The organism is Paraburkholderia sp. SIMBA_054, assembly GCF_046534875.1.
In the GTDB taxonomy this organism is placed as follows: domain Bacteria; phylum Pseudomonadota; class Gammaproteobacteria; order Burkholderiales; family Burkholderiaceae; genus Paraburkholderia; species Paraburkholderia hospita.
The window spans coordinates 38406-53613 of record NZ_JAWRXV010000071.1 but is presented as its reverse complement, the minus strand read 5'-3'; the positions used below and the strand labels follow the sequence as shown (position 1 = coordinate 53613).

Annotated in this window: 14 protein-coding genes; 12 read left to right on the top strand and 2 right to left on the bottom strand. The window is 61.8% G+C overall.

Annotated elements, in window-relative coordinates; all coding sequences use genetic code 11:
- A partial coding sequence (locus SB822_RS46865; protein ID WP_410857887.1) for an electron transfer flavoprotein subunit beta/FixA family protein occupies positions 1–227 on the bottom strand: 227 nt, incomplete at its 3' end.
- A gap of 538 nt (positions 228–765) precedes the next feature.
- A complete protein-coding gene (locus tag SB822_RS46860) occupies positions 766–1761 on the bottom strand; it encodes an AraC family transcriptional regulator (protein ID WP_410857891.1) in 996 nt (331 codons plus the stop codon).
- 204 nt (positions 1762–1965) lie between these two features.
- Between SB822_RS46860 and SB822_RS46855 the strand changes: the two genes are divergently transcribed.
- From SB822_RS46855 to SB822_RS46800, 12 genes are all read left to right on the top strand, one after another.
- On the top strand, positions 1966–3021 hold the full coding sequence (locus tag SB822_RS46855) for a 3-keto-5-aminohexanoate cleavage protein (protein ID WP_410857886.1): 1056 nt from the start codon (positions 1966–1968) through the stop codon (positions 3019–3021).
- A 139-nt stretch (positions 3022–3160) separates the two neighbouring features.
- Positions 3161–4501 (top strand): spinster family MFS transporter, encoded by a 1341-nt coding sequence (locus tag SB822_RS46850; protein WP_410857885.1) that lies wholly within the window; start codon positions 3161–3163, stop codon positions 4499–4501.
- Positions 4502–4553: 52 nt separating this feature from the next.
- Positions 4554–6578, top strand: coding sequence for an acetoacetate--CoA ligase (locus SB822_RS46845; RefSeq protein ID WP_410857884.1), 2025 nt, complete (start codon positions 4554–4556; stop codon positions 6576–6578).
- Between the two features lie 79 nt (positions 6579–6657).
- Complete coding sequence (locus SB822_RS46840; protein WP_410857883.1) at positions 6658–7644, top strand: quinone oxidoreductase family protein; 987 nt, start codon at positions 6658–6660, stop codon at positions 7642–7644.
- A gap of 19 nt (positions 7645–7663) precedes the next feature.
- Entirely contained in the window at positions 7664–8512 is an 849-nt protein-coding gene (locus tag SB822_RS46835; protein ID WP_410857882.1) for a TauD/TfdA dioxygenase family protein, read from the top strand.
- A gap of 8 nt (positions 8513–8520) precedes the next feature.
- Complete coding sequence (locus tag SB822_RS46830; RefSeq protein ID WP_410857881.1) at positions 8521–10164, top strand: fatty acid--CoA ligase; 1644 nt, start codon at positions 8521–8523, stop codon at positions 10162–10164.
- Positions 10165–10198: 34 nt separating this feature from the next.
- Entirely contained in the window at positions 10199–10630 is a 432-nt protein-coding gene (locus SB822_RS46825) for a Rieske (2Fe-2S) protein (protein WP_410857880.1), read from the top strand.
- 202 nt (positions 10631–10832) lie between these two features.
- On the top strand, positions 10833–11984 hold the full coding sequence (locus SB822_RS46820; RefSeq protein ID WP_410857879.1) for a porin: 1152 nt from the start codon (positions 10833–10835) through the stop codon (positions 11982–11984).
- 29 nt (positions 11985–12013) lie between these two features.
- Positions 12014–12391, top strand: a complete 378-nt coding sequence (locus SB822_RS46815; RefSeq protein ID WP_410857878.1) for a BON domain-containing protein — start codon at positions 12014–12016, stop codon at positions 12389–12391.
- A 110-nt stretch (positions 12392–12501) separates the two neighbouring features.
- Entirely contained in the window at positions 12502–13686 is a 1185-nt protein-coding gene (gene bktB / locus SB822_RS46810; RefSeq protein WP_410857877.1) for a beta-ketothiolase BktB, read from the top strand.
- Between the two features lie 11 nt (positions 13687–13697).
- Positions 13698–14549, top strand: a complete 852-nt coding sequence (locus SB822_RS46805) for a 3-hydroxybutyryl-CoA dehydrogenase (protein WP_410857876.1) — start codon at positions 13698–13700, stop codon at positions 14547–14549.
- Positions 14550–14592: 43 nt separating this feature from the next.
- Complete coding sequence (locus SB822_RS46800) at positions 14593–14781, top strand: hypothetical protein (protein WP_410857875.1); 189 nt, start codon at positions 14593–14595, stop codon at positions 14779–14781.
- Positions 14782–15208 lie beyond the last annotated feature (427 nt).

The window sequence follows — 15208 nt, the reverse complement described above, 5'->3', positions numbered from 1 at the left end:
AGCGCCGTGCGCAGCGTTTCCTGACATTGCGTCACGCCCGCCGACACGGCGATCACTTCCGTCGCCACGCCCGCTTCCTTCAGGCGCACGGCCTCTTCGACGGCGATTTCGTCGAACGGATTCATCGACATCTTCACGTTGGCGATATCGACGCCCGTGTTGTCCGACTTCACGCGGACCTTCACGTTGTAGTCAATTACGCGCTTTACCGCGACCAGAACTCTCACGAAATTCTCCTACGCAAAAACAGTTGTCAACGTTGTACTCCTACGTATCGCGATCTGACTTCAAGCGCGACTTTGACCGTATCGGTGATTGCAAGCAGCGACAGGAGCAACGATTGGGCACATCGTATCGCTGGAGACGGAATAATCGGCTGTCCAAACAGGTCCATTTACTGACAGATCCGGCCAGTCGGGCGCGCTACGCGTTCGCGCAATGCGTCGTGCGAGCGAAAGTGGCCAATCTCAATCGCCCAGGCGCTACGTATGCTGGGTGCCATTCCCGACCGTCGGGAAAACACGCTGACCGGGTCGCCTTGACCGCCAACGGCTACGCAGGAAGGCCTAACGGCCGAGTCTGAACGCAGCGAGCGTTCATCGCAGCGGCGTTGTGACTTTATTGGCCAAACGGTCTATCCGTGCGTAAACCGCCGAGCCAGCAAACCACGCTTGCGAAGAAATCAGAAACGGCAACTGATGCTGCATGTTGCGTTCAATTCCGGCTGAACCGCCCAGGCAGGCGGCGAGGCGCGCCGGGAACTGGTCATTGCTTCAACTGCGTACTCCGCCACGCACGCGGTGATGTGCCGAACCGCGCCGTAAACCATTGGGTGAAGGTTGACTGCCTCGAATAGCCGAGCAACGTTGCCACGCGCCCGATTGGGTAACGCCGATTGGTCAGATAGCGTATTGCGAGCTCCCGTCGAACCTCATCGACCAGATTTGAGAAGTTGGTACCGGCCGCATCGAGTTGACGCTGCATCGTGCGTACACTCAGGTGAAGGTGCCCTGCAACCTGGTCAACGGCAGCCTGCTCAATGGGTAGCAGCAGGTAGATGGTCTTACGCACATCCAGGACGATCGAGTGCGGCTCTGACAGGTTAAGCGGGTTGGCCAGGCTTTCCGCATAAGTCACAAGTTCCGGGTCCGCATTCGGATTCGGGCGGTCGAGATCCCCGGCGGCGCAGACAATACCATTGAAGTCGCTGTCGAATTCCACCGGGCATCCAAAGAAACGCCGGTAAAAGTTCATGCTGGCCGGCCCGGGATGGGTGAAGTTGACGCTTCGTGGCTGCCAGTGTTCTCCCAGGAGGGCGACACAGGTGCGGGCCAGCACGCCAATGGCAAGTTCGGTTGCCTGGCGCGTCGGAATGCCTTGCTCTGCGACGATTTCCTCGCGGATCACGACGGTACTTCCGCCAGCTTCCACGTAAATCGCCAGCGCTTCATTGAGCAGGTGGCGATACTGGATCGCCGCCAGCAGGACCTCGCGCAGGGTCCGCTTGTGCGAGAGCAATAGTTCGAGCATGCCGAAATCGAGTGGCTGACGACTGTCGGCCATCTCGATCCCGAACGTTGGGCACTTCGCATTTGACGCGGCATTTTCCAGCAGCTGGCATACGGCGGCAATCGGAATCCGATGGTCGAGATTGGCCAGTACAGCGGCATCGAGACCCACCTCGCGCAGCAGGTTCTGGGGCACCAGCCCATGTCGCCGGGCCACCTGCAAGAGGCCACTCAACGCTCGCGCACGGACCATCGGTTCCGTCACCTGGATCTCCTTGATGCGCCGGTCGTGCCCTATAACAGCACTTGGAGTGCGCCGCTAATGGTTTCTACCGAATGGCATCAAAACGAAAATAACTGGCACCTGAACGAAATAGTCTACCTCATGGACAGCCTACAGTGTGGCCATACGCCGAACCAAGCGCCGGTATCGGTGCTCAACACCAGGAGCCAATCCATGCAATTCCTCGACGACTCGCTTCATCCCCAAAACCAGCAGAAGGTGGTCATCACCGTCGCCCCTTACGCCCCCGAGTGGATGCCTTCCGATTTCCCGGAAGACATTGCGGTAACCATGGACGAGCAGATCCAGAAGGCCGTTGACTGCTACGAAGCCGGAGCAAGGGTGCTGCACCTGCACGTGCGCGAACTCGATGGCAAAGGCTCGAAGCGCCTGTCCAAGTTCAACGAACTGATCGCCGGCGTACGCGCGGCAGTACCCGACATGATCATCCAGGTCGGCGGCTCGATCTCTTTCGCTCCGGAAAATGAAGGCCAGGCTGCGACGTGGCTGTCCGACGACACCCGCCACATGCTCGCCGAACTGGACCCGAAGCCGGACCAGGTGACGATTGCGATCAACACCACGCAGATGAACATCATGGAGTTGATGACGCCGGAGGCCGTGGCAGGGACGTCGCTCGCCGAGCCGGCATTGCAGCAAGCCTATCGCGAGATGACGGTCCCGGCAGGTCCGGGCTGGGTTGAAGAGCACTTGCGGCGCCTGCAGGCTGCCGGTATCCAGCCTCACTTCCAGCTCGCGGGCGTTCACTCCTACGACACAATCGAACGCATGATCCGCCGCGGCATCTACAAAGGCCCGGTCAACCTGACCTGGATCGGCATCGCCGGCGGCGCCGACGGCCCCAATCCCTACAACTTCATGTACCTCCTGCAGCGCGCAGCCGACGGCGTCTGCGTCACGTCAGAGTCTCTTCTGCATAACGTGCTGCCACTCAACATGATGTCCATGGCAATGGGCTTCCATCCTCGCGTCGGCACAGAGGACACGCTCACCGATCAACGCGGCAATCGCATGACCTCCGTGCAGCAGATCCAGCAGTGCGTGCGCGTCGCCCATGAACTCGGCCGCGGCATCGCGACCGGCAAGGAAGCCCGCGAGATCTACCGCATTGGTACCTGGTACGACACTGTTGACGAGACGCTGGCCGCGAACGGCATGGCGCCCAACCGCCAGCCAGGCATCAGAGGCGTTCCGCTGCGCGCTGCCTGAGAGCGAGATCGCACGTTGCGATTTGAGTGCGCCGTTGCTTCGCAGACGTTGCGAAGCAACGAACTTTCCGGTCTCGTTGTGAGATCGCCAGATAGAAAGAGGCTCTCCATGAAAGAGTCTCACCCCGGAGACGTAAATCATGAACTTGCATTCCGCCGCGCCGCAGTCGGACGACCGCGACGGCTACCTCGTCAGCCGGCGTCAGGCGTGGTTCGCCTTCGCGATGACCTTCGCGCTGATGTTGTTCGATTACGTCGATCGTCAGGTCATTGTGTCGTTGTTTCCGCACCTGAAGGCCGCCTGGGGCCTATCAGACATGCAACTTGGCAGCCTGGTGTCGATCATTTCCATCGTCGTGGCCGCAGGCGGCGTTCCCGTCGCGCTGATGGCTGACCGCTTCAGCCGGGTCAAGAGCATCTTCGTGATGGCAACGGTGTGGAGCCTGGCGACGATCTCCTGCATGTTCGCGCGCAACTTTGGACAGCTCTTCGCGGCGCGAGCCATCGTCGGCCTTGGCGAGACCGGCTACGGCTCGGTGGGCGGCGCCCTGATTGCCAGCCTGTTTCCGAAGCGACTGCGCACCACGCTGCTTGGCGCCTTTTTCGCGGCGGCCTCGCTCGGTTCCGTGCTTGGCGTGATGCTGGGTGGCGTTGTCGCGGCCCACTGGGGCTGGAAAGCGGCATTCGGTATCGTTGGCGTTCCCGGCCTGGTCCTGGCTTTCCTGTACCTGCTTGTGCCGGACTATAAGACCGTGGAACTCGCCCCCCGCATGGACCAGGCGCGGCACTCTGTGCAGAGCTTTGCAAGGCAGATCGTATCGATACTGGCCAGTTCGCCCACGGTATGGTGGACGTGCCTGGGCGCCGCCCTTCAGCTCGTCGTCGTGTCGATGATCTGGTCGTGGCTTCCAAGCTATTTCCACCGTTACCACGGCGCCGCCCCGGACCACGCAGGGATGCTAGCCGCAGTGGTCGTGCTGTGTGGCGCAACGGGCTCGGTCATCTGGGGCGTGATAGCGGATCGACTCGCCGTCCGCCGACCGCGCAACAAACTTGTGATGATGGCCATCCTGTGCACGGCAACGTTGCTTGTCTTCGTGACAGCCTTCGGCGGCACGATGTCAGCGAACGGGCAGTTCCTGCTGATCGCTCTTGGTGGTCTCCTGATGATGTGCACGGTGGCGCCAACTGCCACGGTGGTGCTCAACGTAATTCATCCGGGTGTCCGTTCCACCGGGGCCGCCATTCTGTCGCTGTTCCAGAATCTCTTTGGCCTCGCCGTCGGCCCCTTCGTGGGTGGCCTGGTGTCCGATGCATGGGGCTTGCAGACGGCGCTTGCGGTGATGCCCGCGTTCGGTCTGCTCGCCGCCCTGTGTTTCCTGCTGGCCATGCGCACCTACGAATCGGAACTGGCGAAGGTGGAGCATATCCGCCTGGATGCCGCGACCTCGCCGGGCTCGCCCGTGACGGTATCGGCCTGAACCGCGCAGCAATGCGCCTTGATAGCACCCACCCCTTATCGGTACCCGAGCAATGAGCATTTCCATCAGTCCGACCCTGAACGCTGGTGCGGTGACGGCACCGTCACTCACACTGCCGGCGTGGTCGCCGTCTTCAGCCATCGTCGACGACGCCCGCGTCACGCAATTCATGCGATGGCTCGAGCAGGAGCGCGGCCTCTCATTTGCGAACTACGACGCCTTGTGGCAGTGGTCAGTCGACGAGATCGACGCCTTCTGGCTGGCGCTGTGGGACTGGGCCGCGATCCCGTCGATCCAGAAGCCCCGCGTCGCACTGGCTGACGCCACCATGCCAGGCGCTGCGTGGTTCCCGTGCGTGCAGATGAACTACGTCGAGCAGGTGTTTCGACACTCCACGGCTGGCCGGCCCGCCATCGTTTATCGCAACGAGGCGGGCGAGGCAGGAGAAATGAGCTGGGCCGAACTGGAACGTCAGGTTGCGGCTTTGGCGGCCTCTCTGCGCAGCAGGGGTGTGGTTCGGGGCGACCGGGTTGCGGCCTATCTTTCCAACACCCCGCATGCGATCGTTGCGTTTCTCGCCGCGGCAAGCATCGGCGCAATCTGGTCGGCCTGCGCGCCCGACATGGGGGAACTGGCAGTGCTGGATCGCTTCCGCCAGATCGCGCCCAAAGTCATGATCGCCGTCGACGGCTACCGGTATGGCGGCAAGGAATTCGATCGCCGACCGGTATTGCGCACGCTGCTCGAGCAGTTGCCGAGCGTCGAGCATGTCATCGTCGTTCCGACGCTGCGTTGCGAGGACGATTGCGATGGGCTTTCGAACGTGGTGACGTGGGCCGAAGCGATCTCGCAAGACGCTACGCCGCTCGGCGTCGAGCACGTGCCGTTCGACCATCCGCTGTGGATCGTCTACTCGTCAGGCACGACAGGCCTGCCGAAGCCCATCGTCCACTCGCAGGGTGGCATCGTTCTCGAGCATGTCAAGCTCACCACGCTCCATCTGGATCTGCATGCCGGTGACCGCTTCTTCTGGCAGGCCAGTACCGGCTGGATCATGTGGAACCTGCAAGTCGGCGGATTGCTCGCAGGCGCGACGGCATGCCTGTTCGACGGGAATCCCGGCTATCCGGACATGAACGCGCTCTGGCGATTCATCGGGGACGCCGGGGTGAACTTTTTCGGTGCGGGCGCAGCGTACTTTCAGGCCTGTGAAAAGTCCGCTATCGAGCCCCGCAACGTGGCCGACCTTGCGCGGCTGCGCGCAGTCGGCTCGACGGGCTCTCCGCTGGCACCTGAAGGCTACCGCTGGATCCTCGATCACGTCGGGCCGGTCTGGATCAACGCGCTATCGGGGGGCACCGACTTCGCCGGCTGCTTTGTTTCAGGTGTGCCCACGCTGCCCGTCTACCTTGGCGAAATGCAGTGCCGCTGCCTGGGCGCGCGCGTCGAGGCCTTCGATGAGGCGGGAAAGGCGGTGGTAGACGAGGTCGGCGAGCTGGTCTGCACCGCCCCGATGCCGTCGATGCCGCTGCGCTTCTGGAATGACAGGGACAACGCACGCTACCGCGACAGCTACTTCGACATGTATCCAGGAATCTGGCGCCATGGAGACTGGGTGCGCATCACTCCAAGGGGCGGCGCGATCATCTATGGCCGCTCGGACGCCACGATCAATCGCCACGGCATCCGCATGGGTACGAGCGAGTTGTACCGGGCCGTGGAGGAGTTGCCCGAGGTCCTCGACAGCATGGTCGTGGATCTCGAATACCTGGGACGTGAGTCTTACATGCCGCTGTTCGTGGTGTTGCGGCCGGGCGTCAAGCTGACGCCTGCGCTCACCGAAACCATTCGCCAGCGCATCAAGGTCGCGCTCTCCGCACGGCATGTGCCGAACGAAGTGTTCCAGGTGTCGGCGATTCCACGCACCCTGTCCGGCAAGAAGATGGAACTGCCAATCAAGAAGCTGCTACTGGGACAGCCGCTGGACAAGGTGGCTAATCCCGACACCATGGCGAATCCTGAAAGCCTGGACTGGTTCGTCAAGTTTGCCGCCGATCGCACAGCGATGGGACGGTAGTCACGTATTTGCGCGCTTGCTCGAAGGTGCCGATCCGGCACAAGGCTGGCGCACCTGTATTGAATGAAGGAGACAAAGCATGGCAAAAGCTGTTCGCTTTTATGAAACTGGTGGCCCCGAGGTCCTGCGCTATGAGGACGTGGCGGTCGGCGAACCCGGACCGGGTCAGGTCAGGCTGCGCCACGAGGCGGTCGGCCTCAACTTTGCCGACATCTATTTCCGCACCGGCCTGTATCCGGCGCCGCTGCCCTCGGGCATTGGCACCGAAGCAGCCGGCACCGTGGTCAGCGTGGGGCCGGACGTCACCAGCGTCTCGGTAGGTGACCGGGTGACCTACACCGGCGCGTACAACACGCTCGGCGCTTACTGCACGGAGCGCGTGATCGACGCGGCTCCCCTGATCAAACTGCCGGACGACATCTCGTTCGAGACCGCCGCCGCCATGACGATGCGGGGGTTCACCGCATCCTACCTCATGCGGCGCATCTACGGCTTCAACGCGGGCGACACTGTCCTGCTGCACGCAGCTGCCGGGGGCGTCGGCCTCATCGTGTCGCAATGGGCCAGGCTGCTCGGACTGACGGTCATCGGTACTGTATCGAACGACGCCAAGGCGGAAGTCGCACGGGCACATGGCTGCGACCACATCATCGATTACAGCCGGGAAGACGTGGCAAAGCGCGTGCGCGAGCTGACCGATGGCGTCGGCGTGAACGTCGTCTTCGACAGCGTCGGCAAGGACACCTTCGAGGCCTCGCTCGATTCTCTCAAGCGCAGGGGCCTGATGGTATGCGTTGGCACCGCTTCGGGCCCAATCCCACCGTTCAATCCGCAACTGCTCGCGCATAAGGGATCGCTCTACCTGACCCGTCCGGCGCTGGCCGACTACATCGCGGACCCCGCCGAAAAAGCCGACCTCGCAGCGGAACTGTTCGGCCATGTGGCAGCCGGTCGCATCCAGATCGAGATCAACCAGAAGTACGCCCTCGAAGACGCCGCCCACGCCCACCGCGACCTCGAATCGCGCAAGACGACCGGCTCGTCAGTCTTCGTGTTGGAACAGTAAGACGAGGAATACCGAAGCTATGCGTATCGAACAACTCACTCATGCCATTGGCGCAGAACTGACCGGTGTCAAGCTGGCCGACGCCCTCCACGATGCTGGCCTCTTTGCGGAGATCCGGGCAGCCCTGCTCCAATATCGCGTGGTATTCCTGCGCGACCAGGACATCACCCGTGCCGATCACGTGGCCTTCGCCCGTCGCTTCGGCGAGCTCGAAGGGCATCCTGTCGTGGGTAGCGATCCCGAGAATCCAGGGCTGGCGCGGATCTACCGCACGCCGGAGCAGCCGAACGACCGCTATGAGAACGCGTGGCACTCTGATGCCACGTGGCGCGAAGCACCGCCGTTCGGCGCGGTGCTTCGCTGCGTGGAATGCCCGCCCGTCGGCGGCGACACGATGTGGGCGAACATGGTGCTGGCGTACCAGAAGCTGCCCGAGCACATCAAAAGCGAGATTGCCGACCTGCGCGCGCGCCACAGCATTGAGGCCACCTTCGGGGCCATCATGCCCATCGAGAAGCGCCTTGCGCTCAGGGCGCAGTTTCCCGATGCGGAGCATCCCGTGGTCCGGACCCACGCAGAAACGGGCGAAAAGATCCTGTATGTGAACGTCTTCACGACCCACTTCACCAACTTCCATACCCCGGCCCGCGTGCGCTACGGCGCCGATGCGAACCCGGGTGCCGCGGACCTGCTGCGCTACCTGATCAGTCAGGCGTCTATCCCGGAATACCAGGTGCGCTGGCGCTGGAAGCCCAACAGCATCGCGATCTGGGACAACAGCGCGACGCAGCACTACGCCGTCATGGACTATCCGCCGAGCCACCGCAAGATGGAGCGCGCTGGAATCATTGGAAGCAAACCGTTCTGAGCCCTGCCATGCAAGACAGCCTGATCACGCCGACGCCGTCGGCCTATACCTACCCGCTGCTCGTCAAGCAGCTGCTCCTGAACGCACTGAGCATCCATGGCGACCAGGAAATCACCTATCGCGGAGAACTGCGTTACAGCTTCCGGCAGTTCCGGGAGCGCGTCGGCCAGCTCGCGTCCATGCTGCGCGGGCTGGATGTCCGCAACGGCTCCACCGTAGCCGTGATGGACTGGGACAGCCACCGCTACCTGGAAAGCTATTTCGCTATCCCGATGATGGGCGCGACGCTCTTCACGGTCAACGTGCGGCTGTCGGCCCAGCAGATCCTCTATACCCTGAACGACTCCCGTGCCGAGGTCGTACTGGTGCATACGGACTTCGTTCCCGTGCTGGAGGAGATCAAGGCAGAACTGAAGTTCGTGCGCCAGATGGTGGTGCTTGCCGACGGTGAAACCGTGCCGACAATGACACTGCCGGTCGCCGGCGAGTACGAGGAGCTGATGGCGCGCGCGTCGGCGGATTTCGAATTCCCCGACTTCGACGAAAGGACGCGCGCCGCGACGTTTTACACGACGGGCACGACCGGTGATCCAAAGGGCGTGGCGTACAGCCACCGCGACATCGTCCTGCACGCCATGGGGACGGCCATGAGCCTGTGCGCGCCGCGCGACGGCCAGCGGTTGCATCGGGAGGACGTCTACATGCCGATCACGCCGATGTTTCACGTGCTCGCCTGGGGCATGCCGTATATCGCGGTCATGCTGGGGCTCAAGACCGTGCTGCCGGGACGTTATATCCCCGAGCGCCTGGTCGGCCTGCGCCAGACGGAAAAGGTCACCTTCTCCCACTGCGTGCCGACCATCCTCAAGATGGTGCTCCAGGCGGCGGACGCGCACGGGCAGGACCTGAAGGGCTGGAAGCTCATGATTGGTGGTTCCGCCTTGTCGCCCGCGCTGTGTGAAGCTGCGCTCGACCGCGGCATGGATGTCTTTACAGCCTATGGCATGTCGGAGACCGGCCCCATCGTCTCCATGGCGCAACTGCCGCCTGGATACGTACCGAAGGACCGTCAGGAAGAAGTGCGGATGCGCTCCGCGACCGGCCGCCCGGTGCCGTTTGTCGACTTCCGGGTCGTCGACGGGAACATGAAAGACGTCGCACGCGACGGAAAGCAGCAGGGCGAGATCGTCCTGCGCTCACCGTTCCTCACGAAGACCTACGTCGGCAAGCCAGCAGCGTCTGAGGAGCTTTGGGCCGGCGGCTATCTGCATACGCAGGACATTGCCGTCATGACGCCCGACGGGTTCATCCAGATCGTTGACCGCATCAAGGATGTGATCAAGACGGGCGGCGAATGGGTGTCGTCGATCGAGGTCGAGAGCCTGATCACGGGCGTAGCCGGCGTGCAGGAGTGTGCGGTGGTCGGCGTGCGTGATGAGAAGTGGGGAGAACGGCCGATGGCGTTCGTCGTTCGCGAGACGGGCGCGGGCGTTTGCGTTGAGGTGATTCGTGAACGGTTGATGCAACACGTTGACGCAAAGCGAATCAGCAAGTACGCGGTTCCTGATGCGGACCGCATTGCCTTCGTCGAGGAAATTCCCAAAACGAGCGTGGGCAAGATCAACAAGAAGCTGCTGCGTGAGCAGTGCTGACAGGTATGTCGAACCCGGGCAGCACTCGTGAAAGATGATCTTTGCGGAACGGGTGCCCCGGTTCAGCCGACCTCATTTCCATCGACAGAACATGACTTGTCAATCCCACTCTGCCTGCACATCAAATCTGGTGCCTGTCGCGCTGGCAACCGAGCTTTCTCCGGGCCAGCGCAAGCTCGTCTTCGTCAACGGCAAAGGCGTCGTCCTTTTCAACGTCGGCGGGACGATCCACGCCATTGAGAATTCCTGCCCACACAACGGGGCGTCCCTGGCCAGCGGTTGTATCGACGGAACGGTATTGCGATGTCCCGCCCATGGACTGCAGTTCGATCTGGCGAAGCCCGACGAGGGTGTGTCGGACAGGCTGCGCCTTCACCGGTTTCCGATACGCGAGATCGGAGGCGTCCTGATATTGCAGAGCGATGCGGACGACCAGTGGTCCATGCCAGGCAGCATGAGTCGATAGCACTACGGCTCAGAGCCAATTTCGTGAGGACAACGGCTGGTGACGGCGCTGGCGCGCCGATCATTTGCCTGCCGCGCGTGGTACCGGGCACCTTCCGTCGCGCCGACATTCTGTCTGCATAAGCCACAGGCCCAGTGTCATTGAAGCAATTGCCGCGTATCTGCTGTATTTTTATGCATTCCTAATCATATGAGGAGACAAAATGAAATTGAAGTGGAGTGGCGCTGCGGCGCTTGTCGTGTTCGCCAGTGCGGCACATGCACAATCGTCAGTCACGCTATATGGCGTCCTGGATTCCGGTCTGCTCTATCAAAGCGCAAACGCAGCGAACTTCCAGTCCAAGGTGAATCTCGGGCACGTCTTCCAGTATAAGGACGGCGGCATCTATTCGAGCATCTTTGGCCTGAAAGGCTCCGAGGACATTGGCGGCGGCTTCAAGGTCAACTTCAAGCTACAAGGATCGTTCAACAGCGGCACCGGGAGAAGTGGCCTGGCAGACACGCCGACCGCCACGTCGATGTTCACCCAGCAGACGACGGTAGGCGTTTCGAGTCCGTACGGCTCCGTCGACATGGGTCGGCAGATCGTGCCGATGATCTACGCGATGGCCGACACCGACGTGCGGAACGCCCAGTATTTCGGCAGCATTCTGACCGGATGGCTCGGCCTGAACCAGGCCTCGGGGTGGCAGGGCACGAGCACGAACGGCTCGGTCGGGGCGCTGTATGACGACAACGCGATCGTCTACCGGTCGCCGAAGTTCTATGGCGCATCGCTCGCGCTCGAGTACGCACCGGGCGGCGTCCCCGGGAAATTCCAGGGCGGCACGCGCGAGTCGGCCGTGCTGCAATATTCGAACTACGGTCTGAACCTTGCGGCCGTGTACTACAACGGACACGACTCCAACCCGTTCACGACGACCGCCAGTGGAATCGTCACTGCGCCGTCGACGGGTGTGAACAACAACCAGTTCTACTACGTGGGCGCGCAATACACGTTTCACGCATTTTCCGTGTCGTCGTCCTACAGCCGGGCCCGAAATCCCGCGAATACCAGCGGGCCCAAAGGGTTCAACCTGGAGATGTTCTCCGGGGGGCTTGGCTACAGGTTCAGCCCGCTCTTCAAGGTCACATCAGGATTCTATTACCTGCATGACCGGAACGTCGGGGCCAATCACTCCGCCGAGTACGCAGTGGGCGCCGAATATAGCGTGTCCAAGCGCACTCTCGCCTATGCGCAGGTCGGTTATGTCGACAACCACGGCAACATGAGCCAGACGATCACCTACGGCGCACCCGTTCCACAAGGCAGGTCGACCACTGCGGCGATGATCGGCATGCGTCACAGCTTCTGATCCCTTCCACACAACAACTGGAGCATTTCATGACTACAACAAGGGCATTCGGGCTCGCTGGTGCTGCATTGATTGCACTGGCATCCGTTCATGCGTGGGCGCAGCCCCCAGGCGCGAGCGCCGCTTCGAACGCCACCGCGGCCGCCGCCTCCGGTGGCACGACTGCCAAAGACATCCGCAAGGCCAATCGTGCGCTGCGCAGGACGATCTACGCCGCCATCGCGAAGCACAAGGAGATCAACGCCGGCGATATCAGCGTCGTAGCGAAGAACGGCGCGGTGACGCTCGACGGCACAGTCGTGGACGCCTCGCAGATCGACAAGGTCGCCGAGATCGCCCGAGGCGTTCCCGGCGTGACGTCCGTTACCAACAGGCTGACCGTCCAGAAACCATTCGGCGGCCAGTAGGTTGGCCCGGCCCCGGTACGACCGGACAACTTTCACTGCCACTGTCGCGGTACGCGGCCGCTATGCCACGCGGCATGTTCAGGAATTACACAGATTTGAAGGAGTTTTTGATGCAGAGAGATGTCGTTGTCGTCAGCGGTGTGCGCACTGCCATTGGAAAGTTCGGCGGTAGCCTGAAAGATGTCCCGACCACGGAACTTGGTGCGCTTGTCGTGCGGGAAGCACTCGCGCGTGCCGGCGTCGCGGGCGGTCAGGTCGGCCATGTGGTGTTCGGCAATGTCATCGCTACCGAACCAAAGGATCTCTATCTCGCGCGCGTCGCCGCCCTCGACGGCGGCGTGGCAGAAACAACCCCCGCCCTCACGGTCAACCGGCTGTGCGGATCGGGCCTGCAGGCCATCATTTCAGCGGCTCAAGCCATCCTGCTGGGTGACGCCGAGGTGGCGATCGGTGGTGGCGCCGAGAACATGAGCCGCGCGCCCTATATCAGCACCGACGCGCGATTTGGAGCGCGCATGGGCGACAGCCGTCTGATCGATATGATGCTCGGCGCGCTGAACGATCCGTTCCACGCTGTTCCAATGGGTGTCACCGCGGAAAATGTGGCTCGGAAATACGGCATCTCGCGCGAGCAGCAGGATGCGCTCGCAGTCGAGTCGCATCGACGCGCGGCGACGGCGCTTGCAGAAGGACGGTTCAGGGAGCAGATCCTCCCGATCGCGCGAAAGGTCAAAGGCAAGGAAGTCGTGTTCGACACTGACGAGCATGTACGCACGGATGTCGACACCGCCGGGATGGCTGCGATGCGGCCCGTCTTCCAGAAGGAAAACGGCACTGTCACGGCAGGCAACGCGTCCGGCATCAACGACGCCGCTGCCGCAATCCTGATGATGGAGCGGCAAGCTGCCGAACGACACGGAATCAAGCCGATGGCCAGGCTCGTGTCGTACGCGCACGCAGGTGTCGACCCTCGCTACATGGGTATTGGGCCAGTGCCCGCCACCCGTCTTGCGCTCGAGCGGGCCGGCCTTCGTATCGGTGACCTCGATGTGATCGAGGCCAATGAAGCGTTTGCCGCGCAAGCCTGCGCCGTTACGCAGGAGCTTCGACTCGATCCTGCCCGGGTCAATCCAAACGGCTCCGGCATTTCCCTGGGTCACCCGATTGGCGCAACGGGCGCCCTGATCACTGTCAAGGCGCTGTACGAGCTCAAGCGCGTCGGTGGGCGGTACGCGCTTGCCACAATGTGTATCGGCGGTGGCCAGGGCATCGCAGCCATTTTTGAGAACCTTTGAGTAGAGTGGGAATGAATATCGAACTTGTAGGGGTAGTTGGCGCCGGTACGATGGGCAATGGCATCGCCCAGACCGTTGCACTCTCGGGCCTTAAGGTGATCATGATCGACGTGACCGATGCTGCCCTCGCCAAAGGCGTCGCGACGCTGAGCAACAGCCTCGAACGCCTTGTTGCCAAGGGTAACCTCGATGCGGATGCGCGCGCAGCCGCGCTCGCCCGGATCGAAACATCGAATGACTGTCAGCGGCTTGCCGACGTCGATCTCGTTATCGAGGCCGCCACTGAAAGAAACGACCTGAAGGTCCGTATCCTTGAGCAGATCGAGTCGGTGGTTGGGGCCGACGCGATCATCGCAACGAATACATCATCCATTTCGATCACCGCGCTAGGTGGCACGCTTGCCGCTCCCTCACGGTTCATTGGTATGCACTTCTTCAATCCGGTGCCGCTGATGCCGCTCGTTGAGATCATCCGTGGTATTGGTACGAGTGATCAGACTGTTGAAGCGATTCGTGAGATAACCGTGCGCCTCGGCAAATCGCCCATCATCGTCAGGAACTCACCCGGGTTCGCAGTCAACCGCATTCTCGTGCCGATGATCAACGAAGCGTTCTTCGTTTTGGCCGAAGGCATCGCAACTGCTGAGGAAATAGACGCCGGAATGCGACTGGGAGCCAATCACCCCATTGGCCCGCTCGCGCTGGCTGATATGGTGGGGCTTGATGTCTTGCTGTCCGTGATGGATGTCTATCAGAAGGAGTTCGGCGATCCGAAGTACCGCGCGTGTCCGTTGCTGCGAGAACTGGTGGCTGCGGGCCGATTCGGTCGTAAGGTTGGCCAGGGCGTCTACATTTACCAGTGAGGCCTTTGTCAGGTTGTTGGGGGGGCGGCAGTGAAATGAGGCGATGAACAGCTTTCCTGCCCTGGTCATCGGCCTCTCCGATCGTCGAGCGATCAACGGGAACGCCGCGCACCGAGCTGAAACCTATCGCAATACGTTGCCGCTACCGAGCCTGCTTTCCCCGGTATCGGCAGCCACGGCATCGACGACTCCTGCTTATTCATCTTACGTTGCCCTTGAATTACGTTTATGAATCGCTGACTGCTCGGCCACCCTACCGCATGAGAACGGTAAAAAGGCAACCCGTGAGGGCCTGCTGAAAGGACGTCGCGGCCTGTAAACGGCCACCATGTACGTTCGCCTTTAATGACCGCATTGCCGATGCGGACGAGTTTTACGAACGCGTTGCCCCAAAGAGCTCCGGCAGCCTCCGCAGCAAAACAAGTAGCCCTTTCTGGGGCAGCATCATGATGCGTATCTATGCTCCTCGACCCGAAGCGCTGGACGGGGGTTGTGTGCCTGCCGCGGTCCCGTTGCTGAACGCGAAGTAGGCCGATTTGCGATCAAAGACAGCGTTCGATGATTGGTGTCATGCGTCGCGGCCCAGGCTGGCGCCGGACGAACTCGCGGCGATAGAAGCGAAAGGCGATTTCGATTGCTTGCCGGGACGTAAGTCGCTT

What these genes read in the sequence shown, in the direction of transcription:
- SB822_RS46860 (WP_410857891.1), bottom strand. Translation starts at nt 1,761, where the DNA reads ATGGTCCGTGCGCGAGCGTTGAGTGGCCTCTTGCAGGTGGCCCGGCGA.
- SB822_RS46855 (WP_410857886.1), top strand. Translation starts at nt 1,966, where the DNA reads ATGCAATTCCTCGACGACTCGCTTCATCCCCAAAACCAGCAGAAGGTG.
- SB822_RS46850 (WP_410857885.1), top strand. Translation starts at nt 3,161, where the DNA reads ATGAACTTGCATTCCGCCGCGCCGCAGTCGGACGACCGCGACGGCTAC.
- SB822_RS46845 (WP_410857884.1), top strand. Translation starts at nt 4,554, where the DNA reads ATGAGCATTTCCATCAGTCCGACCCTGAACGCTGGTGCGGTGACGGCA.
- SB822_RS46840 (WP_410857883.1), top strand. Translation starts at nt 6,658, where the DNA reads ATGGCAAAAGCTGTTCGCTTTTATGAAACTGGTGGCCCCGAGGTCCTG.
- SB822_RS46835 (WP_410857882.1), top strand. Translation starts at nt 7,664, where the DNA reads ATGCGTATCGAACAACTCACTCATGCCATTGGCGCAGAACTGACCGGT.
- SB822_RS46830 (WP_410857881.1), top strand. Translation starts at nt 8,521, where the DNA reads ATGCAAGACAGCCTGATCACGCCGACGCCGTCGGCCTATACCTACCCG.
- SB822_RS46825 (WP_410857880.1), top strand. Translation starts at nt 10,199, where the DNA reads ATGATCTTTGCGGAACGGGTGCCCCGGTTCAGCCGACCTCATTTCCAT.
- SB822_RS46820 (WP_410857879.1), top strand. Translation starts at nt 10,833, where the DNA reads ATGAAATTGAAGTGGAGTGGCGCTGCGGCGCTTGTCGTGTTCGCCAGT.
- SB822_RS46815 (WP_410857878.1), top strand. Translation starts at nt 12,014, where the DNA reads ATGACTACAACAAGGGCATTCGGGCTCGCTGGTGCTGCATTGATTGCA.
- bktB (WP_410857877.1), top strand. Translation starts at nt 12,502, where the DNA reads ATGCAGAGAGATGTCGTTGTCGTCAGCGGTGTGCGCACTGCCATTGGA.
- SB822_RS46805 (WP_410857876.1), top strand. Translation starts at nt 13,698, where the DNA reads ATGAATATCGAACTTGTAGGGGTAGTTGGCGCCGGTACGATGGGCAAT.
- SB822_RS46800 (WP_410857875.1), top strand. Translation starts at nt 14,593, where the DNA reads ATGAACAGCTTTCCTGCCCTGGTCATCGGCCTCTCCGATCGTCGAGCG.